This is a genomic window from Sphingobacterium composti (assembly GCF_009829075.1).
GTDB lineage: Bacteria > Bacteroidota > Bacteroidia > Sphingobacteriales > Sphingobacteriaceae > Sphingobacterium > Sphingobacterium composti.
This window is the reverse complement of the sequence record NZ_WUQZ01000033.1, coordinates 1-22,725: the sequence shown is the minus strand read 5'-3', so window position 1 is coordinate 22,725 and position 22,725 is coordinate 1. Positions and strand designations below refer to the sequence as shown.

General features: G+C 36.0%; 19 protein-coding genes and 1 tRNA gene. 14 read left to right on the top strand and 6 right to left on the bottom strand.

Annotated features, from left to right (window positions below; genetic code table 11):
* Positions 1-46 precede the first annotated feature (46 nt).
* From GOQ17_RS15175 to GOQ17_RS15165, 3 genes are all read right to left on the bottom strand, one after another.
* Positions 47-367 carry a hypothetical protein gene (locus GOQ17_RS15175; protein ID WP_431194440.1) on the bottom strand — a complete coding sequence of 107 codons (321 nt, stop codon included), beginning with the start codon at positions 365-367 and terminating at the stop codon, positions 47-49.
* An 87-nt stretch (positions 368-454) separates the two neighbouring features.
* Positions 455-616 (bottom strand): helix-turn-helix domain-containing protein, encoded by a 162-nt coding sequence (locus tag GOQ17_RS16660; protein ID WP_236537168.1) that lies wholly within the window; start codon positions 614-616, stop codon positions 455-457.
* A 411-nt stretch (positions 617-1,027) separates the two neighbouring features.
* A complete protein-coding gene (locus GOQ17_RS15165) occupies positions 1,028-1,876 on the bottom strand; it encodes an RteC domain-containing protein (protein WP_159638790.1) in 849 nt (282 codons plus the stop codon).
* Between the two features lie 670 nt (positions 1,877-2,546).
* Between GOQ17_RS15165 and GOQ17_RS15160 the strand changes: the two genes are divergently transcribed.
* From GOQ17_RS15160 to GOQ17_RS15125, 8 genes are all read left to right on the top strand, one after another.
* Positions 2,547-3,764, top strand: a complete 1,218-nt coding sequence (locus GOQ17_RS15160; RefSeq protein ID WP_159638789.1) for a FecR family protein — start codon at positions 2,547-2,549, stop codon at positions 3,762-3,764.
* Between the two features lie 130 nt (positions 3,765-3,894).
* Positions 3,895-7,386 carry a TonB-dependent receptor gene (locus tag GOQ17_RS15155; RefSeq protein ID WP_236537167.1) on the top strand — a complete coding sequence of 1,164 codons (3,492 nt, stop codon included), beginning with the start codon at positions 3,895-3,897 and terminating at the stop codon, positions 7,384-7,386.
* A 6-nt stretch (positions 7,387-7,392) separates the two neighbouring features.
* Positions 7,393-9,084, top strand: a complete 1,692-nt coding sequence (locus GOQ17_RS15150) for a RagB/SusD family nutrient uptake outer membrane protein (RefSeq protein WP_201288642.1) — start codon at positions 7,393-7,395, stop codon at positions 9,082-9,084.
* Positions 9,085-9,101: 17 nt separating this feature from the next.
* Complete coding sequence (locus GOQ17_RS15145; protein WP_159638788.1) at positions 9,102-9,935, top strand: hypothetical protein; 834 nt, start codon at positions 9,102-9,104, stop codon at positions 9,933-9,935.
* Positions 9,936-10,095: 160 nt separating this feature from the next.
* A complete protein-coding gene (locus GOQ17_RS15140) occupies positions 10,096-10,677 on the top strand; it encodes an RNA polymerase sigma factor (RefSeq protein WP_159638787.1) in 582 nt (193 codons plus the stop codon).
* Positions 10,678-10,762: 85 nt separating this feature from the next.
* Complete coding sequence (locus GOQ17_RS15135; RefSeq protein ID WP_159638786.1) at positions 10,763-12,046, top strand: metallophosphoesterase family protein; 1,284 nt, start codon at positions 10,763-10,765, stop codon at positions 12,044-12,046.
* A gap of 128 nt (positions 12,047-12,174) precedes the next feature.
* Positions 12,175-12,789 (top strand): response regulator, encoded by a 615-nt coding sequence (locus GOQ17_RS15130; RefSeq protein WP_159638785.1) that lies wholly within the window; start codon positions 12,175-12,177, stop codon positions 12,787-12,789.
* A gap of 139 nt (positions 12,790-12,928) precedes the next feature.
* Positions 12,929-14,563, top strand: coding sequence for an ABC-F family ATP-binding cassette domain-containing protein (locus GOQ17_RS15125; protein ID WP_159638784.1), 1,635 nt, complete (start codon positions 12,929-12,931; stop codon positions 14,561-14,563).
* Positions 14,564-14,643: 80 nt separating this feature from the next.
* Here GOQ17_RS15125 and GOQ17_RS15120 read toward each other — a convergent pair whose 3' ends face one another.
* Entirely contained in the window at positions 14,644-17,508 is a 2,865-nt protein-coding gene (locus GOQ17_RS15120; RefSeq protein ID WP_159638783.1) for a M16 family metallopeptidase, read from the bottom strand.
* Between the two features lie 95 nt (positions 17,509-17,603).
* On the opposite strand from GOQ17_RS15120, the gene xerD reads away from it, so the two are divergent.
* Positions 17,604-18,497: a site-specific tyrosine recombinase XerD gene (gene xerD, locus GOQ17_RS15115; RefSeq protein ID WP_159638781.1), complete on the top strand. Its 894-nt coding sequence runs from the start codon at positions 17,604-17,606 to the stop codon at positions 18,495-18,497.
* 37 nt (positions 18,498-18,534) lie between these two features.
* Here xerD and GOQ17_RS15110 read toward each other — a convergent pair.
* Positions 18,535-18,608 (bottom strand) — tRNA-Arg (locus tag GOQ17_RS15110).
* A gap of 163 nt (positions 18,609-18,771) precedes the next feature.
* Between GOQ17_RS15110 and GOQ17_RS15105 the strand changes: the two genes are divergently transcribed.
* From GOQ17_RS15105 to GOQ17_RS15085, 5 genes are all read left to right on the top strand, one after another.
* Complete coding sequence (locus tag GOQ17_RS15105) at positions 18,772-19,590, top strand: alpha/beta fold hydrolase (RefSeq protein ID WP_159638779.1); 819 nt, start codon at positions 18,772-18,774, stop codon at positions 19,588-19,590.
* Positions 19,591-19,678: 88 nt separating this feature from the next.
* Positions 19,679-20,197 carry a hypothetical protein gene (locus tag GOQ17_RS15100; RefSeq protein WP_159638777.1) on the top strand — a complete coding sequence of 173 codons (519 nt, stop codon included), beginning with the start codon at positions 19,679-19,681 and terminating at the stop codon, positions 20,195-20,197.
* A gap of 3 nt (positions 20,198-20,200) precedes the next feature.
* On the top strand, positions 20,201-20,668 hold the full coding sequence (locus tag GOQ17_RS15095) for a helix-turn-helix transcriptional regulator (RefSeq protein ID WP_159638775.1): 468 nt from the start codon (positions 20,201-20,203) through the stop codon (positions 20,666-20,668).
* Positions 20,669-20,801: 133 nt separating this feature from the next.
* Positions 20,802-21,122: a helix-turn-helix domain-containing protein gene (locus GOQ17_RS15090; RefSeq protein ID WP_159638773.1), complete on the top strand. Its 321-nt coding sequence runs from the start codon at positions 20,802-20,804 to the stop codon at positions 21,120-21,122.
* Between the two features lie 124 nt (positions 21,123-21,246).
* Positions 21,247-21,891: an IS256 family transposase gene (locus GOQ17_RS15085; protein WP_159638771.1), complete on the top strand. Its 645-nt coding sequence runs from the start codon at positions 21,247-21,249 to the stop codon at positions 21,889-21,891.
* Between the two features lie 145 nt (positions 21,892-22,036).
* On the opposite strand, the gene GOQ17_RS15080 is transcribed toward GOQ17_RS15085, so the two are convergent.
* Positions 22,037-22,504, bottom strand: coding sequence for a helix-turn-helix domain-containing protein (locus GOQ17_RS15080; protein WP_159638769.1), 468 nt, complete (start codon positions 22,502-22,504; stop codon positions 22,037-22,039).
* Positions 22,505-22,725: the final 221 nt, after the last annotated feature.

The following is a 22,725-nucleotide window of genomic DNA, read 5'->3' as shown; positions in this document are numbered from 1 at the left end:
TTTTATAATAATAAAAGAATACATTCCGCTATAGGTGATTTAACGCCTAATCAAATGGAAAAATACTTAAATCAAAATCGAAGAATGGCAGCTTAAAATTGTCTCCACTTTTTAGTTGCAATTCCAGGGTCGGGTCTTTAAGCTGTCGCCAAAAGTTGGAGAAGAAATTTGTAAACAAATCTCCGGCTCTGTCCACTCGCATAAATTGGCTTTGGTTTTTCTTGGTGGCATCAACGGTTTTCAGATTGCCGTTTTCGTCAACACCCGTAACGGCTTGGATTTTCTTTTTTTCCTTGTCCATCACCAACAGCACATCCGAAAGCTGTTCGGGATATTGTTGTAGATTTTCATTTGTCTGTTCGCTCATGATATTGATTTTTTAAAGTTTACATTGTCCGAAAGTAGGCGAAGCAGGTACGGCATAGCCGTACCCGTCTTTTCGTGGTAGGGTTTGTCATCGGTTTTCTTTTGTACGCCGTATGGGGGTTTTGAAACTCTCCCTAATGAACTGGTGTACATCCGATAGTTTGTAGTAGAGTTTTCCGCTGATGGTGTAATACGGTAGCTTGCCCGTGGAGCGGTATCGTTGCAGGGAACGGTGGCTGATTTTCAGCATGAGGAGCAGGTCTTGGTTGTCCAGTAATTCCTCGCCGTCTATACTGTGCCGTTCTTTCTTGATGTTTAGGACGTACTCTTTTAAAATATCGAAACGCTCCATTATACGTTCCATCCATGCGATAAATTCCATTCTGTCGATGTTCATAACAAATACTTTTAATGATTTCTAACACCACAAAATTGGAGCGATTGGCGCAGGCTGTCTTCCGATACGTGTCTATCAAAAAGGCACTTTTTTCATTTTTTTACAATTCATGCAAAGTGCTGTTTTTAGGGGTTTTTCGCACTTTTGGTCAATCGGTAGGCATCCAAATCAATGGATTTGCCGATAGACACATATAGGCAAACGGGCAAAAAAAGGACAGCACCGATTGATGCTGTCCTTTTTGATGGAAAGAGAAGACAAAAATTATAGGTTGTCTTCCCTGTCCATATATTCCTCTAAGCTGTATTTGAGTTGGTCTAAAAACAACGTCCGTGAGCCTGCACGGGTTTTCATCCGGTGGAAGCTGTTATGGATGTCGTTCAGTGATATACGGAACAGGATTTGGAAAACCATGCTGATTTTGCGGATGCCTATTTTCCCGTGCGAAATGGCATCGCAGGCGTAGAGTGCATAAATCAATTCGATAAGGGCATTTTTGGTCTGTGTCCAAAAGAAGTCTTTTGTTTCCTCTTGTTGTAGCAGTACATCGGGGTTTTGTTCGGGGCTTAGCTTTGTGGTCAGATAGTTATAGATTAATTCGTTAGCTATGATTTTCGCCACCTTATAATCAAAGTAGGTTGAAAATTTGGGGTCGATTTCAAATACAAAGCTGTTCAGCCCGTCATAATAATTGATGTTTCCCAACGTGAAATAATGCCCGTCACGGTCGGTTCTGCCGGAACGGTAATACCTGTAAAATTCGGAATTGCAGATATGCTCTTGGTATTCCTGTTTTAAGTCACGCAGTTGCAGAGCGAAATAGTTTTGGTGCAGGTTTCCGTTATCCACGGGGCAAGCCGTCTCAATCCGGTACACCTTATTGTAATAGATAAGTTTTCCGAGGATGTTCGGCTTTACCTGTTTGAAAAAATGGATTTCCTCATCCTTACTGGAAAAGCCCTCTTTTATCACGTCATCTTTGACACTACATAATAACTCTTGGAGGTAAACCGTCATCTTATATGCCTCGTCAATGAAACTGGATGTTTCGGCTGACAGCTTTCTTTCTTGCTTTTGTATTTCAGCCACAATATTGTTCAAAGGATGTCTCATGGCTAAGGTTTTAAAATTGAACACTATCACTATCTATGCACAAATATTGTCCTTAACAATGGGTTTCTTTCATGAGACAGGTCGAAGTAGGGTAAGTTTTTTTTTGCAGAAAGCATGGAAATTTTCGATGAAAACGCATTGTCATCTTTTCAATTTGTTTACCTTTGTCGAAATTTGAAGCTGTTTAGGTTTAGGTTGATTTACCTTTTCCACGAATATATCAGATTGGTACGGACTGTCTTTAAGTTGATTTAATCGCCTTAAATCTTCCAAAAAAGAGTTCGAGTTCTGTACCAGTGGGTTCACAAAACAACTACAAAACCTGTAACACAGATAGTTACAGGTTTTGTAGTTTTACTATCAATTCCAAACTTAACTCCGATAGATCCTAGAATAGAGCTAAATTAATATCAGAAAATTATTTAAGTCTTTAGCTACTGTTTTTAGGCATGTTAGCAAATAAGTACTTTTCAGCAATTCCTAACTTCTTAAATAATAATTATTCGCAAAAAGTCTATTTATTACCTCTCAGCACAATATTCCCCTACCTTCAAAATAATAACTTACAGCGCTAAATAGTTATGCCTACATAGTTGAATAAGAAAATAATATTTTTTTGCTAAGGTTATTTAAAAAATTTCGTTTATACTGTATAACCATTATAAGCAACATGTTGACATCTTCCGAATTAGCAGTATTGCTAAAAAAATACATCGATGGATCTATTCTTCCGGCTGAACAGAAAATGCTAGAAGAATATCTAGCGCATGACCCTAACCTTAAGGAGTATGTGGATCAACTGTTTCAAGGTGATACGCTTATACTTGAATATGAGGACTGGTTAGCGTCCCGAAAGCTTATGGATAAGGAGGTGCTAAAAGATATCAAATACCAAACCTTCAAGCGCATACAACAAAACTTACTCGAGCCTAATAACGAAAGTAAACTGCCATCAAAACATTTTCCTAAAAGAACTATACTTTTTATTGCTAGCACCGCAGCGGCTATATGCCTATTTGTAGGATTATGGTTAGTATATCAACGAACTTATACCGAAAGTAATTTATCAAGTAATCAGTTGGATTTGGCTCCCGCCGATAATAAACCTACATTAACTTTATCAAATGGTGAGAAATTAGAGCTAAAAAATGATCAACAAGGAATATTGCTTGATGGAGGTATAAGTTACACCGATGGAACATCAGTTACGAGCCTTGATGCAAATGAACTCAGCAATCTCAACGCGACAATTCATGTACCTAAAGGTAGCACTTACCGTGTTATATTGGCTGATGGAAGCCGTGTAGTGCTGAATGCAATGACGACACTCACCTACCCAATTGTATTTGCTAAAAATTCTCGCGAAGTAACACTTTCTGGTGAGGGATATTTTGAAATAGAAAAAAGCAGTAAAGCAGGCAAAAGAATTCCTTTTATTGTGCACACTACGCAACAGCAAGTATCTGTGACTGGTACGCAATTTAATATTCGTGCTTACGCAGATGAAAAATCAACAGTAAGTACACTTGTCGAAGGTGGAATAACAGTTAGTAACGCACTAATGAAAGTTCACTTAAAACCAAATGAACAAGCGACTGCATCCTCAGGTAAAATTCAAAAACAAATTGTCGATGCATCAGCTTTTGTCGCATGGACCAAAAATAAATTTCGCTTCCATGAGACAGAACTCGCTGAAGTATTAGGCAACATTGGTCGATGGTATGATATTGAAATCCATGATCAGATAAGCCGAGATGAAATGTATTTCTATGGAGAAATAGCGCGAAATAAAAACTTAAGTGATGTCTTGCTTTTACTGGAAAAAAGTGGGGTAAAATTTCAAATTAAGAAGAAAGGTTCACAACACCACCTATATGTAATTAATTAACCTATTATGATACGATCGATGAATACAAACTATTGTCGGCAGTAGGACTTAAAAATCACTGTCGATAAAAAGAGCAGAGAATAGATCTGCCAAAAAACTAAACAAAATAAACCAAAATTGAGAACCCAACATGATGACACTTATTACTCAGAAATTTAAGAATAAAGGTTTCAAGGAATCTTTATCGACTTGGATGCTGCCTGTTAAGATGACCATAATGTTCACTATACTAGGCTACCTTCAGGTATCAGCTTTCCATGGATATGCACAAAATATCACAATTAGAGCGAAAAACACGCCACTTGTTAAAGTGATGCAATCCATCCAAAGCCAACATGGCATTCCATTTTTGCTAAATGGAAAAGATATTTCGAACACTACTATAAGTGCAGAAATAGTGAATACACCACTAAATAAAGCACTAGATAAACTGTTAACTCCAAAATCAATCAACTGGGAAATGGTCGATGGAACACTTATTTTAAAAAGAGCTACAGCAAAGAATCCTTCTTCTACCCTTAAAAATAACAATGCAATTCAACAATCACGTACATTGCAGGGAAAAGTGATAGACCAACAAGGCAACCCGATTTCGGGCGCGACCATCGTAATTGTTGGTACTACAGCTGGAGTAACTTCAGATATTCAAGGAAACTTTAGTATTGAAGTGGCTAGCACACCCGCGCGACTACAAGTACGCTATATAGGTTTTGAAAACGCTGAAATAATTATAACCAATCAAACTACAGTACAAGTTACCTTGACACAATCAAACGATAGTATGGAAGAAGTGGTAGTGGTAGGTTATGGTATATTGAAAAAGAAATTAGTTACAGGTTCGAGTATTCAAGTCAAAGGTGAAGACCTTACCAAGCTTAGCACACCAAATATTCTTGAAAGTTTGCAGAGTCAGGCCCCAGGTGTTCAGATTACACAAATGTCAGGTATGCCCGGAGAGAGTTTTAAAGTAACTATCCGTGGATTAGGAACTATTGGGAATTCTTCACCTCTTTATGTCATTGATGGTATTCCTGGCGGAAGTATTGATATGCTAAATCCTTCGGACATCGAAAGTATTGACATTCTCAAAGATGCCGCTTCCGCGGCAATTTATGGCTCCCGTGCAGCCAATGGTGTGGTACTTGTCACGACCAAACAAGGTAAATCTGGTCGTACACAGGTTCATTTGGATAATTATGTAGGATTTCAAAATGCATATAAGCTGCCTTCCCTATTGACAGCCAAAGAATATATGACTATACAAGATGAACGCCGATTTAATGAAGGTGCTGCTCCATACGATTGGGCTACGCTAATTCCAAAGCAATATCAACAAATTGAAGATGGTACTTGGAATGGCACGAACTGGTTAAAAGAAATCACGAATAAAAACGCGCTCTTGCAGAACACATCACTTAATATACTAGGGGGAAATGATCAATCTAAATATTCCATGGGATACTCCTTGTCCAATCGCGATGGAATAATGGGCGTTCCTGTAGAACCAGATTTTCAACGTCACACAGCACGCATTAATTCAGAACACATCTTATATAGTAATGACAGCTTTGATATAATCAAATTTGGTGAAAACGTAAACTATGCTTACAGCAATCGCTCTGGTATAGGTATTGGAAATATATATTGGAATGATGTGCATAATATGTTGGTGGGCAATCCGCTTCTCCCAATATACGATAGCGAAGGTAATCTTTATGATCAACTAGACAAAGTAGCCGATGGATGGACATTGGATGGAGCAACAGCAAATCCTGCAGCTGAAATGTATTTTAGACGTGGACAGAATCTTTCCAAAAGTCACAGCCTTTCGGCAAATGCTTATTTAGAAGTACAGCCTATTGCAGGATTAAAATGGCGTACAAATTTTGGCTACCGTATGAGTGCTTCTTCGTATCGTCAATATACGCCGACCTATCAACTATCCACTACCTTGACAAATCCAATAGATGATATTTCACAAAGTCAGAGTTTGGGATATAACTGGGTATTAGAAAATACGTTGAGTTATGGTTTTCAACCCATCAACGAACATCAACTTGATGTGGTCATTGGTCAATCAATAGAAAAAGGAGGTCTGGGCGAAGGTTTAAATGTTACAACTGCTAACTCTTCTTTCCCAGGGCAATGGGATAAGGCTTTTGTGGGCAATGGACAAGGTTATGAAAACTTTATTCCAGCTGTAGGTGGTATGCAGTGGCCTACCGGAAGGCTATCCTCTTTCTTTGGTCGTGCAAACTACGATATTAAAGAAACATATATGGCTTCCTTTACATTGCGTGCAGATGGGTCTTCCAATTTTGCAAGAGGCAACCGTTGGGGGTATTTCCCATCAGCTTCAGCAGGATGGATTCTTTCCAATGAGTCATTCCTTCAAGATAATACAACAATTGATTTCTTCAAATTACGAGCTTCTTGGGGGCAGAATGGTAATGCCAGCATCAACCCTTTCCAATTCTTAGCAACTATAGCTATTGACCCTAAGAATGGCTATTATTTCGGTGACAATAAAACATCACTAAATCGTGGCGCATATCCAGACATATTGCCTAACCCAGATATAAAATGGGAAACATCAGAACAAATCAATATCGGATTTGACGCACGATTCGTAAACAACAAATTAAATTTTGTTTTTGATTGGTACAAGAAAACCACTAAAGATTGGTTAGTACAAGCTCCCGTGCTTGCTATTTTCGGAACAAGTGCACCGTTTATCAATGGTGGTGATGTGGAAAATAAAGGTATTGAGTTCGGTTTAAATTGGAATGATACTGCTGGCGAATTTAGTTATGGTATAGGAATTAATGGGGCCTTTAATAAAAATAAGGTATTACGGATAGCCAATACAGAGGGAATTATCCATGGAGCTCCAGATGTACTAAGTCAGTCTACTAAAGAAATGTACCGTGCTCAAGTAGATTTCCCAATAGGTTATTTTTACGGGTTTCAGACTGCTGGCATCTTCCAAAATCAACAACAAATCAATGAGCTACGTTCAAAAGGGCATGGCGTATTACCTACGACACAACCTGGAGATGTGATCTTTGTAGACTACAATGGAGACGGACAAATTACAGATTCGGACAAAACCATCATTGGAAAGCCTCATCCAGATTTTAGTGGCGGTATGAATTTCAATGTCAACTACAAAGGATTTGATTTGAATCTGTCTGCCATTGGTTCTTTTGGGCATCAAATAGCGAAATCATATAGGTCATTTGCAGATAGTCCATTACAAAATTATACTACAGAGATTTTTCAACGTTGGCACGGAGAAGGTACAAGTAATCGCTACCCTAGATTGACGAATGGTGCACACCCAAACACTTTAAATATTTCTGACATCTATATCGAAGATGGTGATTTTGTAAAAATCCAAAATATCACATTGGGTTACAATTTCAAACGCTTATGGGCCAATGCGCCATTTAGCCAAGCAAGATTCTATGCTACAGTACAAAACCTAGTTACTTTCACAAACTATAGTGGTATGGATCCTGAAATTGGGTATGGGTATGATAGATCCTGGGTGTCAGGAATTGACTTGGGATTCTACCCACAACCACGTACAGTGATGTTTGGTCTTAACCTTAAATTTTAAAGAGAGATGAAAAAAGCATTTATACTTATGTTATTAGCAGGAAGCCTAAGCTCTTGTGATAACTTCTTAGATACAGAAAGTTTTGATAAAAAGAATACAGGTAATTTTCCCGTAACAGTAGCTGACGCACAAGTCATGCTCACCGGCATATACAATAGCTTGAATGCTGCAGTAACAAATGTACAACACTCCCATTTCTATATGGCAGAACTCGCCTCGGATGATAGATTTGGTGGCGGTGGAGAGAATGATCGTGATATGCAAGGATTAGATCACCTGATGAATACACAACCCGATCGTTTTCTTTCCTTTTGGACGGCACGTTATCAAGGTATTTTTCGTGCAAACACAGCATTGGAGACCCTAAATCAAGTAACAGGATGGGCTACAGAAGGGGAATTTAATCAAACATTGGGTGAAGTACACTTCCTGCGCGCGCTTTATTATTTCGAACTATCCCAAATGTTTGGTGAAGTGCCTTTAGTAACATCATCTACTGTATCCAACGTACCCAAATCACCTGCTGAAGAAACTTACGCTGTGATTGCACAAGACCTTAAAACTGCTATTGAAATTATGCCAAGTGCCCAATACAATACTGTAGTATCAGGTCACGCTACCAAATGGGCTGCACAAGCATTAATGGCGCGTGTGTTTTTATTTTACACAGGTTATTACAAAAAGTCAGATCTACCACTGTCAGATGGAGGAACTATAAGTAAGGCTCAAGTGATACAGTGGTTAGATGACTGTATTACTAAAAGCGGTCATGGACTTATTGATGACTTCCGTAATCTTTGGCCATATGCTAATAAATTTACAAAACCAGACTATCCTTATGCTACAACGAATAACTTGCAGTATGCAGGTGAAGGTCACAAAGAAACGGTTTTTGCTGTAAAATTTGGCACATTGGCGGATTGGGGAGATACGTATATATTAGGTTATACTAATCAGTTGAATCTACATTCGGGGCTTCGATCTAATAATGGTCAAGCGAACACCTTTCCATTTGGACAAGGCTGGGGAGCTGGTCCTGTAAACAGCAAACTTTGGAATGATTGGCGCTCTGCTGAGCCAACGGATATACGTCGTGAGGGATCGATTATCAATGCAGACACCGATTTGGCAGGTTACATCTATGGTGCAGATAGTCAAATGGAAGAAACTGGATTTTGGCAGAAAAAATATATCGCAATTACCGCTTACGACAATGGTGCACTTATCCCTTCCTACGCTATTCTAGCAGATGGTGCTCAAGCTGATTATCAACTTGCTCATACACAAGATTTGGTTTTGATTCGTTTTGCTGATGTTTTATTGATGCATGCGGAGCTAAGTGAAACTGCGACAAACCTTAATCGTGTACGCGCACGTGCTGGATTAAGTGGGATTAATTACTCCTTAGCGGCGCTAAAGCGTGAAAGACGTTGGGAGCTTTCTTTTGAAGGATTGCGTTATTTTGATTTAATGCGTTGGCATGATGCTGCAGATGCATTGGCAAGCCAAGAGGGTGTCGCTATCAAAAATAAAAATGTGGATACACAAATGAGAGGTTTTGGCGGGGGATATAGAGCAAGATACGAAGCAACGGGTGGATTCTGGGCTATTCCGACTTCACAAATTGCACTATCAAATGGTGTATTGAAGCAAAATAAAGGATGGGGCGAAGCGGCTCATGAATATACTGGATGGTAAATTTAAATTTTGAAATCATGAAAAATCATAAAATATATTTTCTCTATAGTTTACTAGCGCTATTTGTACTGGCATGTGATCCTTTAGAAGACCGTATGAACATAGGCTCTGCTATCACTGCTGATGAGCTCAATATCAGTGCTACGCCACTCGTTGTAAATGGTAAAAAGAGTAATAAAGTCGTTTTGGTAAACAATAGCCCTGTCCTATCGTCATGGAATTTCGGTATAGGTGTTACACAAAAAATGACCGACACAGTTTTAATGGTGGCTACTGGACAAAGTGAAATATTATTCACTGGTCGAAATGCAGATGGTACAATTATTACTAAAACCTTAACCGTAGACATAGATGAACTCACATTTGAAGTGCCGTTGGAATGGGGATATCTTACAGGTGGATCCGAAAAAACTTGGGTTTGGGACACCGATAAACCTGCAGTGTGGGGAAATGGTGGATATAAAGGTAATGTAGCACCAGCATGGTGGACACTGAAAGAAACAGATATAAATGGTCAAGCCGCTAATGAAGGCGTAGGAGCCAAAATGATATTTCACCTAAAAAATGCAGAACTACACAAAGTAAAATCTAACGGAACGATCGAGAAGGGATCATACAAGTTTGAAATGGATAAACAAGTACTTCTTGATGATGGGTCAGTTTGGGCAAAAGGTAAACTAACAACAAAAGGTGTGACAGTTCTTTGTGGTAAGTCTCCGGATGAAGGTGGGATACCCGTGTACGAATATGATATAATGGTGCTAAACGGAAGTGAGATGATGCTTTCCTATGCGCCACCAGGAACTGGAGCTTGGGGAACCGCTTGGTTTTGGGCTTTTAAAGTGCAATAAAGATTAAAGAAATACGTATAAACAGGGGTATATAATATCCCCCTGTTTATCTATTATAACCTCAATTACCAGAATAAAACACATACGAAATAGTATATTTTATTTGCGTAAACATTTGAATAACACTATATTTACTTATAACCAAATATAAATTCTACCCATGATAATGACAGAAGATCAATTGACTAATCTTAGATTAGGAAGCGAATCTGCACTATCCTATTTTATGGATTTGTATAGTCATAATCTTCATTTTTTCGCCTATAAACTTGTACGTGACAAAGATTCTATTCCTGAGATTATTTCTGAATCATTTGTTAAGTTATGGCAGCATCGCACGCAATTCTTTAGCGTCGAAGAATTGAAAAGCTATTTATACGTCGTAGTTCGTAACAGTTGTTTGGATCAAGGCAAAAAAGTTAGGGAACGTTATGCTCATCATCAAATGGAAGAAGCACTTCTCCTGCCCAACACAGAGCCAGACATTTTAACAAAAATAATTCATACCGAACTAATTACACTTCTAGGCGAAGCGTTGGAAAAATTACCTAAACAACAAGCTGAAATATTTCGTCTCACTATTTTAGAAGGCAAAACAACGGCTGAAGTTTGTGAAGAACTACAGACAACAGCGAGTACTGTTTATTTTGCACGCTCAAAAGCTGTTAATACGCTTCGTCAAGTATTTGCGAAAAAAAACATCTCTTATTACCAATTAGCTTTATTTTTACACCTTTTTTAGCTTTTATTAGAAGTAACAATTATTACTTAATGATAGTAGATTAAAGGTAAATTATTACATTTACTTCCAATGTTTACCTAATCAAATGAAAAATTTTCAATTAGCCTTAATACTGTTTCTTATTGCAGTTCAAACAGCTTTTGCACAAACTAAAATTTACACCGTAATTGCAAATCCAGGCGAAAGGGCTTCAAATGAGATACGACTAAATTGGCACCAAGATTTAAGTAATGAAAAATCTTACACTACTTACACGGAGTTAAAGGATAAAAAATGGAAAAAATCCAAAACAATCGAAGCAAATCAAGAAATATGTTCTGTTTTTGATAGCATATATTCAAAAAGGCCTAATGGTGAAGATTTTTATGAAAATGCTAGATTTATACGTAATACTGTTTCCATAAAAGGTTTAAAGCCACATACAACATACCAATATAAACTCATTTCGGGAAATATGTCAGAGAACGATCAGATAATTCGACATTTTAAAACTGCTCCCCAATCTGATAAATGGTCAATGGGAATAATTTCTGATATACATGTTTACGCTCCAATTCCCAATAGACAAAAGGCAGGTATGGCAATGCTTCAGCAGCTTGAAAAACAAACGCAGAAACCACTTGATATGATGCTTCATGTAGGTGATTTGTCTGCTTGGGGAGGTAGCTATTCTTTTTGGCCAACATTATATGCGGATTCTACTTTTAGTAAATATGTGTGGGCTGGGGTGAATGGAAATCATGATGACATGACGAGAAAACACGCAACGAATAATGCTTTCTTTCACAATGTTAACAACAATCCAATAAATGGTTATGAAGGCCAAGAAGGTGTATCTTATTACTTTGTATATGGAAATACATTATTTATCATGCTAAATAATGAGGCTATGAAGAGTGAACAAGAACTTGACAAAGCACAACAATGGTTGAGAAAAGTTATAAATAATAACCCTTCAAAATATACAATTGTATTGTCTCACTACCAATGGTTCATGGGTAAGGATGGTCGCAGTTCTCAATACACGAGATGGAAAGATTTATTTGATGAAGTAAAAGTAGATTTAGCTATAAGCGGTAATAATCATATTTACGTGCGTACAAATGCATTGTATGCTGATAAAGAAACAGATGGCAATACTGGTACAGTATATATTCAAACTCCATCCGCCGACAATGAACGAGGACAAAATATGGGTGAACTCCTTTACAATATGGATCTAATTAAATCACGCTGGACTGAGGGAGCTAATACTGTTGGAGCTTTAATTTTAAATGCTAGTAAAAAACAACTTAAACTGTCACTTTATGACCGTACAGGAGAATGTATCGATGAAGTTATTGTTAAAGCCAAAACCAAAGAAAAGTAAGCTACTTTTATAATTTCAAATAAAATTAGTATAAATTTTAGCATTTAATCATTAAACATAAATTTTGAATATTGATTGTATAAATATTTTATTGTAATATTGAAAACTCTTAATAAAAGCATCTACTGATGAAACGCGTCATTATAATTGAAGATCACCCTATTGTGGTGTTTAATCTTAAATTAGGCCTACAAGGTCAAGATGGAATCGATGTCGTCGAAACATATAATTCTGGCAGTTCTTTATTGTCATCCAAAATATTAGATGAGGTTGATATAGCACTATTAGATATTAATTTGCCAGATTTGAATGGTTTTGAAATATGCAAGTACCTTAAAGCTAATCATTCAAATATTAAGATCATTGGCATTTCTTCTTTCGAAGATTACGATCACATAGCACAATTATTGAAATACGGCGCAAATGGATATATTGTTAAAGGAGCTAAAAACTCTGAAATGATTGAGGCTATCAAGGATGTGTTACAAGGAAAACAGTATTTATGTAAGATAGCTAAATCAGCCATGGACAACTCCAATAATCCCATTAACAAACCTATTAGACTTACCAAGAAAGAACAGCAAATAGTCGAACTCGCGAACATCAAGCCTTGTATTGAGTTTATCAGTGATGGTATGGGCGAAAAAAAAGAGTTTATGTCAATATATTTGAAATTACTGCAAGAAAAAATAGAATTTTATAACATCAATATTAACTTGCCCAATGTTAAAATTGTTAGCTAAAAATCACTCAATTTCCTTTTAAACCTATTAGTTAATTATATTCAAATTTTTAATAAATTAAGACTCTTCCTTCACTTATATTACAATATATATATTGTATTAAATCTTATCTTTGCAACTTATATAAAAAAGAATAATCGTGATTGATGTAAATAATGTCTCTGTAACATTTGGTGGGACAACTTTATTTAGTGATGTGTCATTTTCTATCAATGAAAATGATAAAATAGCCTTAATGGGTAAAAATGGAGCTGGAAAATCCACCTTACTCAAAATTATAGCGGGCGTTGGAAAGCCTACTACAGGTGGCGTCTCTGGCCCCAAAGAAGCTGTAATTGCCTACTTACCACAGCATTTACTCACGGAAGACAATGTTACCGTCTTTGAAGAAGCTTCTAAAGCATTTGAGGAAGTATATAAAATGCGTGATGAGCTCGATCAAATAAATGAACAATTAAATATTCGCACGGACTACGAATCAGACGAATACATGAAATTGATTGAGCGGGTATCCGAACTTAGTGAGAAATACTATTCAATTGAAGAAACAAACTACGATGCGGAAGTCGAAAAGGTATTAAAAGGATTAGGCTTTGAGCGCACTGATTTCACTCGTCAGACTTCTGAGTTTTCAGGCGGTTGGCGCATGCGCATAGAACTTGCAAAAATACTTCTTAAGAAGCCTGATCTGATTTTATTGGATGAGCCTACAAATCATATGGATATCGAAAGTATTCAATGGCTGGAGGAATTTTTAGTAAATTCTGCAAAAGCTGTAATCGTCATTTCCCACGACCGTGCATTTGTCGATAACATTACAAATCGTACTATAGAAGTGACTATGGGACGTATATATGACTACAAAGCAAAATACTCACACTATTTAGAATTGCGCAAAGAGCGTCGATTACACCAATTAAAAGCTTACGAAGAGCAGCAAAAATTTATTGCAGACAATCAAGAATTCATTGATCGATTTAAAGGAACTTACTCAAAAACACTTCAAGTGCAATCGCGTGTGAAGATGTTGGAAAAGTTAGAAATCATTGAGGTGGATGAAGTAGATAACTCTGCATTACGCTTGAAGTTCCCTCCTTCTCCACGTTCGGGGAATTACCCTGTGATCGTTGAAGACTTGTCCAAATCATATGGAGATCATGTCGTATTTGAAAAGGCAAATATGGTTATAGAGCGTGGTCAAAAATTAGCATTTGTGGGTAAAAATGGCGAAGGTAAATCGACTATGATTAAAGCTATCATGGGAGAAATAGACTTTGAGGGCACATTGAAGGTTGGTCACAATGCTAAAATAGGTTACTTTGCTCAGAATCAAGCAGCTTTACTAGACGGTGAACTAAGCGTATTTGATACTATCGACCAGATAGCTGTAGGAGATGTAAGAGTTAAAATCAAAGACCTACTTGGTGCTTTTATGTTTAGCGGCGATGATATGAATAAGAAAGTAAAAGTCCTATCAGGTGGAGAAAAAACTCGTCTTGCGATGATCAAATTACTTCTGGAACCTGTTAACGTACTTATTCTGGATGAGCCAACTAACCATTTGGACATGAAAACTAAAGATATCATTAAAGATGCGTTACAAGATTTTGATGGCACATTGATTTTGGTTTCGCATGACAGGGATTTCTTAGATGGATTAGTGACTAAAGTTTTCGAATTTGGCAACAAACGCGTTCGAGAACATTTTGAAGATATCAAAGGATTTTTGGAATATAAGAAGATGTCAAGTTTGAAAGATATCGAGAAGAATTAAAACGTTTTCCAAGATCATCATTACATAAAAAAGGTTCGTAATTTATAAATTACGAACCTTTTTGGTATGGTGAAGTTTGACTATTTAGTCTCTTCTGGAAGAAGGATAAATTTGAATAATTTATCTTCTTTCAAATATTTCTCTGCAACAGCTTTGACAGAAGAAACGTTTACTTTTTTCAATTGATCAAGATATTTCAATGTAGCAGTTGGATCTTCCTTCAAGCGATAAGCACCTGAGATTTCACCTAACCAATAGTTGTTTTCCTTTAGATCCAATTCATATTGACGAGTTTTTTCAATAATGAATTTATCTAAATCGACTTGTGTAGGACCATTTTTCTTTATCTTATTGATTTCATCCAAAGCTGAATTAATCAAAGATTGGTACTTATCCATACTTGTTCCAAAACCAATGTTGAACGTATATCGTGCAGTAGGGAATTTTGAATAAGAAGCCGAAGCACCTGTACCATATACTCCACTTTCGTCTTCACGCAAACGCTCAAGCAATTTGATTGTAAGAACCGATTCTAAAGCATCCATATTGATGTTTTCATCATCATTGTAGGTATAATCACCCATGAATGCCATACTTACTTGAGCTTTTTCCTCTTTCCCTTTTTTAACAACAACTTCCAAACCCTTCGCTGGTGGTAAGATTTTTAAATCTCTCGCCTCTTCTTTTTGATTTGAAGATGGTAAAGACGCTAAATATTGTTCTAAATAGGGCTTAATTTCTTCTTCACTAAATGAACCTACGATAGTAAATGTAAATCCTGAAGCATCCGCAAATCTCTCTTTGAAAATTTCTAATGTTCTATCTTTATCGATCGACTTAATTTGTTCAGGAGAAGCGCTATTTCTACGGATATTATCACCATATAATGCTTTATTAATAGCTGATCTATAAACGAATGATGGATCACTATCTCTATTCTCCATAGAAGCTACAGTTCTTGCTATCACACCTTGGAAAATATCCTCATCAAGTCGTGGGCTTGTGAAGTAGCCATGAATTAATTCAAATGCGGTCTTCAAACCTTCTTTGTCTGAACTACCAGAGATCCCTTCAAAACGCTCATTAATATACGGTGTAATGCTTACATTTTTACCCGATAAATATTTACGAATCTCAATTGCATTTAACTGTCCTACACCCGAAGAATTCACAATACCTGCTGCATTTGAGGCATTAAAGTAATCTTTATCTTCATAAATTGAATGACCTCCCTCGCTAAATGCAGAGATTAAAATCTGGTCATTTTTAAATGTAGTAGGTTTTAATACAACTTTAACACCATTACTTAATGTAAATTCTTTACTTCCAATTGCGTCGATTGCTTTATTTGATACTATTGAACCTTTAACCGGCTCTACGGCTAATAACGGTAAAACAGAAACTTGATCCTCATAGGCAGTTAATGTTTCCTTGTCGACTGTCGCTAACCAATTGTTAACGGCAACTTCATTAGGCATTTTGTCCTTATCCTTTTCAGGTCCCATGATGATGATATCACGGTTGGTCTCTGCGTAGTATTGATTTCCAATTGCCTCTACTTCCTTCAAAGTCAAAGTAGGTAGTAATTGTTTTGTTAAATTGTAATCATCTTCAATACTCATTGCAGGTTCTTCTCTTAAGAAATGACCTAAATACGTATTTACATAATTATCGGATTTAACTTTATCACGTTCTTGGTAAGCTGTTTCATTACTTTTACTGTACATAGCAATCGCACGTTGAAATTCGCTCTCTGTGATACCGAATTGTTCAAAGCGTTTTAATTCTCTGTAGATAGTTTGAATACTAGATTCTATCTGATTTGGTTTTGGAACAGTAAATAATGTCAGTGCATCAAATAAATCTAGCACACCGTCAACACCTACACCTGCTTGTAAGAATGGTGATTCTGGTTTTTGAGAAATTTCACTTAAGCGTGCGTTAATCACTTGGTTGAAAACACCTTTGATCAACGAAGTACGATAATCTTGTACAGTTTTTACCTCAGATTTAGGGTGTTTCATCATGATACGTACCACGGTTTGTGGCATTTCTGGATCAGTGATTACTTTGAATTGGTTTTTATTTAGTAACTCAACACCAAACTCTTTACGCTCCACAGGTTTTTTAGGAGATTTCATATCCGAAAATAATCGAATCACTTCCTTTTCCATTTGTAGTGGATCGATATCTCCCACAATAATTATTGACTGCAAGTCAGGTCTGTACCAACGATCCTTAAAATCACGGATTAATTTATGATCAAAGCCCATTACAACTTTTTCGGTACCGATTGGCAAACGATTAGAATATAGGGAACCATTCAATAATACTGGCAACATTTGCTCTTGCATACGTTGCATAGCACCACGTCCACCACGCATTTCTTCCATAATAATACCACGCTCTTTGTCAATCTCGTCTGATTGTAATAAAGCATCTTGCGCCCAATCACGCATTACTTGAAGACCATTTTTCAAAAGTTCTGGATCATCCGAAGGAATTGGCAATTGATATACAGTTTCGTTGAAACTAGTATAAGCATTCAAATCAGAACCAAAACGAACACCTGCCTTTTGCAAATAATCGATCAATTCATTCTTAGGGAAATGTTTTAAACCATTAAAGTTCATGTGCTCTAAAAAGTGAGCAAGTCCTCTTTCTTCTTCTTTTTCAAGAATAGAACCAACTTTAATACCCAAATACATAGTTACACGCTTCTCTGGCTCTGTATTTTTGCGAATATAGTACGTAAATCCATTCTTTAATTTACCTACCTTCACATCTTTATCAAAAGGCAAAGGACTCGTCCACGCTAGCGTATCTTGACTTAATATTGCTCTTACTTCCGAAGACAGTGTTGCATTAAAATTAGATTTAGCTTGCAACGAGCTAAATGTAGCTGGTAATAAAAATGCTACTGCTAGAGGTTTTAAAAATTTCATTAATTTTAAAGGGTTTAATATTATACAAATTAAATATTAATAATTGACAAGAAAAACAACAGGTCGTAAATTTTACAATTTTTAAGAGTTTTTAGATGAATTGGGATAGTATACTGAAAGATTTCAAGAAATTTTTATCATTTGAGCGCAATTTATCCAAAAATTCGTCACTTGCCTACATAAATGATGTTACCAAATTAAAAGTCTATTGTGAAGATAATGCTATCCCATTAGATAAATTCACTATAAAAGATTTTCAGCGTTTCTTAATATGGATCAATGAATTTAATATTTCTCCATATTCACAAGCACGCATTATATCTGGATTAAAATCATTTTTTAACTTTTTGCAATTGGAATACAATTTGGAACAAAATCCAGCATCATTAATTGAAACTCCGCGTTTAGAAAGAAAAATTCCCGACGTGCTAGATGTAGCAGAAATTGACAATCTAATAAATGCCATTGATCTTTCGCAAGCTGAAGGCACACGCAATAAAGCCATGCTAGAAGTTTTGTATGGCTGTGGTCTTCGTGTTAGTGAATTAATTAATTTAAAGATTTCTAATTTGCATCTTGAAGTCGAATTCATCAAAATTGAAGGTAAGGGAAATAAAGAGCGCTTAATCCCTATTGGACACCAAGCCCGAAAATATCTTAAAATATATTTGGAAGAAGCACGACCTCTCCTACCTATCAAAACAGGGAGTGAAGATTATGTGTTTTTAAATCGTCGCGGCGCATCTTTATCACGCGTGATGGTTTTTATTATTATAAAAGATTTGGCAGCTAAAATTGGATTAAAGAAGAAGATTAGTCCACATACGTTTCGTCATAGTTTTGCCTCACATTTAGTGGAAGGCGGTGCCGATTTACGTGCTGTGCAAGATATGCTTGGGCACGAGAGCATCACGACCACTGAAATCTATACGCATATAGACAAAGATTACCTGCAATCTATTATCACGCAGTATCACCCAAGGTCATAAAACATAAAAAGCATCTAGATTACTAGATGCTTTTTTGTGCACTCCAAGGGAGTCGAACCCCTAACCTTCTGATCCGTAGTCAGACGCTCTATCCAATTGAGCTAGGAATGCTTTTACCTTCAACTTCTTGACTGTATGTCGTTCCGTTTCGGTGATGCAAATATGAGGAGATTTTTATTTATTTCAAACTTTTTCTTACTTTTTTTCTACTTTAGAAGCACATTTTTTGGTATATTACTGATACATAAAGAAATAATTTTTTAATAATTTTCACATGGCAGAGCGCATTATTCGATCTGGGAAAGCTCAGGTTCACGACATAAACATTTCATACTATATTAAGAAAGCTACAGAACCCGAAGAAAAGGTTATCATCTTCATTCATGGCTTCCCTTTCAATAAAAACTCTTGGAAATATCAACTCGAATCGCTCGAAGATAATATCACGGGTATTGCCATCGACGTACGTGGGCATGGATTGAGTACCGCTGGGCATGGATTTTTTAGTATTGATGTATTTGCAAAGGATTTGGACGCGTTTATCGAAAAACTGAATTTGGATAAAGTTGTACTCTGCGGTGTCAGTATGGGTGGCTATATTGCCTTGCGTGCTTACGAACTGTTCCCTGACAAAATCGTCGGATTAATTCTTTCGGACACACACCACAGAGCTGATGACAATGCAGGCAAGCAAAAGCGTTTTGATAGCATACAAGCGATTTTACGCTACGGTCGTAGACCTTTTGCTATTGCTTTTATTGATAACCTTTTTACGAAGAAAACTATCCAAGAAAACGAAGAAGTCGTAGAATTAATCAAAAGTAGCATTCGTCGTAATTCCGTACGCAATATCTGCGCTACCCAACTGGCTTTAGCCTCTCGTACGGATTCAACAGAACTACTTGCTAAAATAACCGTTCCCACCCTAATTATCCGCGGCGAACAAGACAAAATCACGCCTAAATCCCTAATGGATGAATTGCGCAATAGCATTAAGGAATCTATATTTGTAGAAATACCCAATACAGGACACCTTCCCAATCTTGAAGATCCTTTAGCTTTTAATAGAGAAATGAATGGATTTTTGTGTTAAGCAAATAGGAACTATGTAAATAATTTTACATTAAAAATATACATATTGTATATTTTATTAGTATATTTAATTGTATCAATTGACGTTAATGAATATTAAAATTTATGATCAAGAACTTCAAGAAGAGGTAGAAGCTGAAATTATTTCAGCTGATAAATTTAATGGAGAATTACCGTCAATACATAATGAGTGGAGATTTAATTTTAAAAAGCATTCAAAACGTTCTAATGCTAAAACATATGTAATAATTGGTAAACATTCTAAAGATATAATTGAAGGATGTTTAATTTTTGAAATGAGAGAGAAAACTGAACCTTATATGGCGTATATAGAAATTGCTCCACATAACAAAAGTTCTAATAAAAAGTATGATTATGTAGCAGGATGTTTAATTGCTTACGCTTGTAGACTAAGTTTCATTCATGGAAAAGATGATTTCCAAGGATGGTTGGCATTTGATGTTTATGAAGAAAACCCTTTAAATCAAAATAAATTAATGACTTTATATTCTACAAAATATAAGGCTCAAAGATTGCAGAATACGTCCTTAATGTATATTTCTCCAGAAGATGGGGAAAAATTAATTAAACAGTATTTAGATAAATAGGCTATGAAAAATACCAAAGAAATAAAATATGAAGCTATTTTTAATAAATCTAAACAGAATTTAATTAAAGATTTCATTAAATCCCAATCTAATTTACAATCTAGAGAAAGAATACTGAGAAATAAGTTATTGTCAATTCAATATAAAATCGAAGATTATATAACAGATAATAATATTGAAGAAAATTTTAAGTTATTAGATTTCATTAAAATGTATCTCAAAACTTTAAATATTACTAAAAAAGAGTTTGCAAAACATTTAGATATGCAAGACTCCAATCTACACAAATATCTAATAGGGGAAAGAAAGTTAAATGCTAAAGTTGCTTTGAAAATTAGCAAGTTCACTCATACAAATCCAGAGTATTGGTACAGAATTCAAATAAAAAATGAAATAGCCGAGCTTAAAAAAGAAGAAAAAAATAACGAGGAATATGAGAAATACGATTATACCAATCTTATAGAAGTGTAAAACAAATCTATTTAACTGATATTCAATACTATTTAATAAAGACCTTAGAATAATTCACTTATTGGCAATGTGTCAATTATTAAAATTTCATCGATGAATATGATAAAATAGACGCCAACAAAATTTAAAAGATATGAATGTAAAACCTATCAAAACAGAACAAGATTATAGGGAGGCATTAGAAAGATTGGAGGTAATTTTTGATGCTAAGCCGGGAACTAAAGAGGGTGATGAATTAGAAATCTTAGGAATTTTGTTGGAAAAATATGAAAAGGAATACTTCCCTATTGAACTTCCTGACCCTATTGAAGCTATAAAATTCCGTATGGAGCAATTAAATTATTCTCAAAATGATTTAGCGGAAATTATTGGGTTAAAAAGTAGGGCAAGTGAAATCTTGAACAAGAAAAGAAAATTATCATTAGAAATGATTCGTAAATTAACAGATAAATAACATATTCCTACTGAAGTACTAATTCAAGCATATTAAGACACTGTCTTATAAAGTGTGTAACTAATAAAATGTGGGGTTCAAGAATAATTGGATTCCACATTTTTATTTACATAACTTTATTATTATGATCGACAGAGAATCATTATTAAACGACAAAGATTTCTTAAGGAGTTTTAAGGACGGTGCCGACTTGCAACAATTTTTTAGAGAATTACAAGGACGAGCAGTCTCTCAGATGCTTGAGGGGGAATTAGATGGTCATTTAGGCTATAGCACACACACTCGCAGTGATGAGAAAAATTCACGCAACGGTCACACGACAAAGAAAGTCAGAGGAGATCAAGGGGATATTGAGATTCAAGTTCCAAGAGACCGTGAAGGCAGTTTCAACCCTATCTTAGTTCCCAAGCGCAAGAATATTATAGACGGGGTAGAGAATGTTATCGTTTCGCTGTATGCTAAAGGCATGAGTGTTATGGATATTGAAGATATGCTTCGTGATGTTTATGGTTTTCAGGTTTCCGAAGCGACCATTTCACGCATTACCGACCGCGTAGCCGAAGATGTTGTAGCCTGGCAAAATCGTCCTTTAGACAGTGTTTATCTCATTGTTTGGATGGATGGCATTGTTTTTAAAGTTCGTGAAAACTCTAAAGTAGTTAACAAAACCATCTATTTAGCCGTAGGCTTGAATCGAGATGGCTACAAAGAGGTATTGGGTATGTGGTTGGGTAAGAATGAAAGTGCCAGCTTCTTGATGGGTATTTAGGTTTCGGTCGTCAATATTGCCTTTAGTAAGGTAAAATGAAAGAATTTCGCCTTTATCATTAATAATGAATATTCCGGACCTTACTACACCACCATTCCACAGCAAAGTGGCTCTTCTTCAATTTTGGTGAAAGTATGTTAATTAATTACACTTTATGAACTAAACCTTTTTTCTTTTCAAACACAATTCCAACCTTTTCGAGCAAGTTATAAACTTGTGCCTTTTGATAGGTTAAGCCATATTCTTTATCAATCCATTGAGCCACAAGTGGGCCTGTCCACTTTACAGATTGACATCCATAATCCGAAGGTTTTTCGTGTATGACCAAGCTTTTGATTCTTTCGAGTTGTTTGTTTGATAAATTGCTCCGTCTACCACGCCCTTTCTTATCTTTTAATCCTTCAACACCTTCTTTTTCAAATCTATGAACCCAATTTGTTATCTGCTTGAAGCTGATATTATGTAGTTCAGACAACCGTCTGCTCGAATAACCTAATGCAACAAGATATACCATGTATAGTCTTATACCAACGGTATAAGCATCATTTGTATTTAATAATTTCTTTATCTCTGTTGCGTCTGATCGCTTAATTTGTAAGACTGATTTTCCCACTGTAATTTATTTTATCTAAATAACAAATATATAAATTATTATGTGTAATTTAATATTATACTTTTAGCTATGATTCCAGAATTTGTACTTCCTCCCAATTTACAGTTAAAAGCTGAAACAACGTACACCTCTCTAGGAGAGCTTTATATTAGTACGTACGCTTATCAAAAACACTCAACATGCCCTATTTGTGGCATGACGAGTAATAGGGTTCATAGTAG

Bases quoted from the DNA above. Each gene is read 5' to 3' on its own strand.
- GOQ17_RS15090 (WP_159638773.1), top strand. From the start codon at position 20,802: ATGAATGTAAAACCTATCAAAACAGAACAAGATTATAGGGAGGCATTA.
- GOQ17_RS15145 (WP_159638788.1), top strand. From the start codon at position 9,102: ATGAAAAATCATAAAATATATTTTCTCTATAGTTTACTAGCGCTATTT.
- GOQ17_RS15105 (WP_159638779.1), top strand. From the start codon at position 18,772: ATGGCAGAGCGCATTATTCGATCTGGGAAAGCTCAGGTTCACGACATA.
- GOQ17_RS15130 (WP_159638785.1), top strand. From the start codon at position 12,175: ATGAAACGCGTCATTATAATTGAAGATCACCCTATTGTGGTGTTTAAT.
- GOQ17_RS15100 (WP_159638777.1), top strand. From the start codon at position 19,679: ATGAATATTAAAATTTATGATCAAGAACTTCAAGAAGAGGTAGAAGCT.
- GOQ17_RS15095 (WP_159638775.1), top strand. From the start codon at position 20,201: ATGAAAAATACCAAAGAAATAAAATATGAAGCTATTTTTAATAAATCT.
- GOQ17_RS15175 (WP_431194440.1), bottom strand. From the start codon at position 367: ATGAGCGAACAGACAAATGAAAATCTACAACAATATCCCGAACAGCTT.
- xerD (WP_159638781.1), top strand. From the start codon at position 17,604: ATGAATTGGGATAGTATACTGAAAGATTTCAAGAAATTTTTATCATTT.
- GOQ17_RS15165 (WP_159638790.1), bottom strand. From the start codon at position 1,876: ATGAGACATCCTTTGAACAATATTGTGGCTGAAATACAAAAGCAAGAA.
- GOQ17_RS15135 (WP_159638786.1), top strand. From the start codon at position 10,763: ATGAAAAATTTTCAATTAGCCTTAATACTGTTTCTTATTGCAGTTCAA.
- GOQ17_RS15155 (WP_236537167.1), top strand. From the start codon at position 3,895: ATGATGACACTTATTACTCAGAAATTTAAGAATAAAGGTTTCAAGGAA.
- GOQ17_RS15160 (WP_159638789.1), top strand. From the start codon at position 2,547: ATGTTGACATCTTCCGAATTAGCAGTATTGCTAAAAAAATACATCGAT.
- GOQ17_RS16660 (WP_236537168.1), bottom strand. From the start codon at position 616: ATGCTGAAAATCAGCCACCGTTCCCTGCAACGATACCGCTCCACGGGC.
- GOQ17_RS15140 (WP_159638787.1), top strand. From the start codon at position 10,096: ATGATAATGACAGAAGATCAATTGACTAATCTTAGATTAGGAAGCGAA.
- GOQ17_RS15085 (WP_159638771.1), top strand. From the start codon at position 21,247: ATGATCGACAGAGAATCATTATTAAACGACAAAGATTTCTTAAGGAGT.
- GOQ17_RS15150 (WP_201288642.1), top strand. From the start codon at position 7,393: ATGAAAAAAGCATTTATACTTATGTTATTAGCAGGAAGCCTAAGCTCT.
- GOQ17_RS15120 (WP_159638783.1), bottom strand. From the start codon at position 17,508: ATGAAATTTTTAAAACCTCTAGCAGTAGCATTTTTATTACCAGCTACA.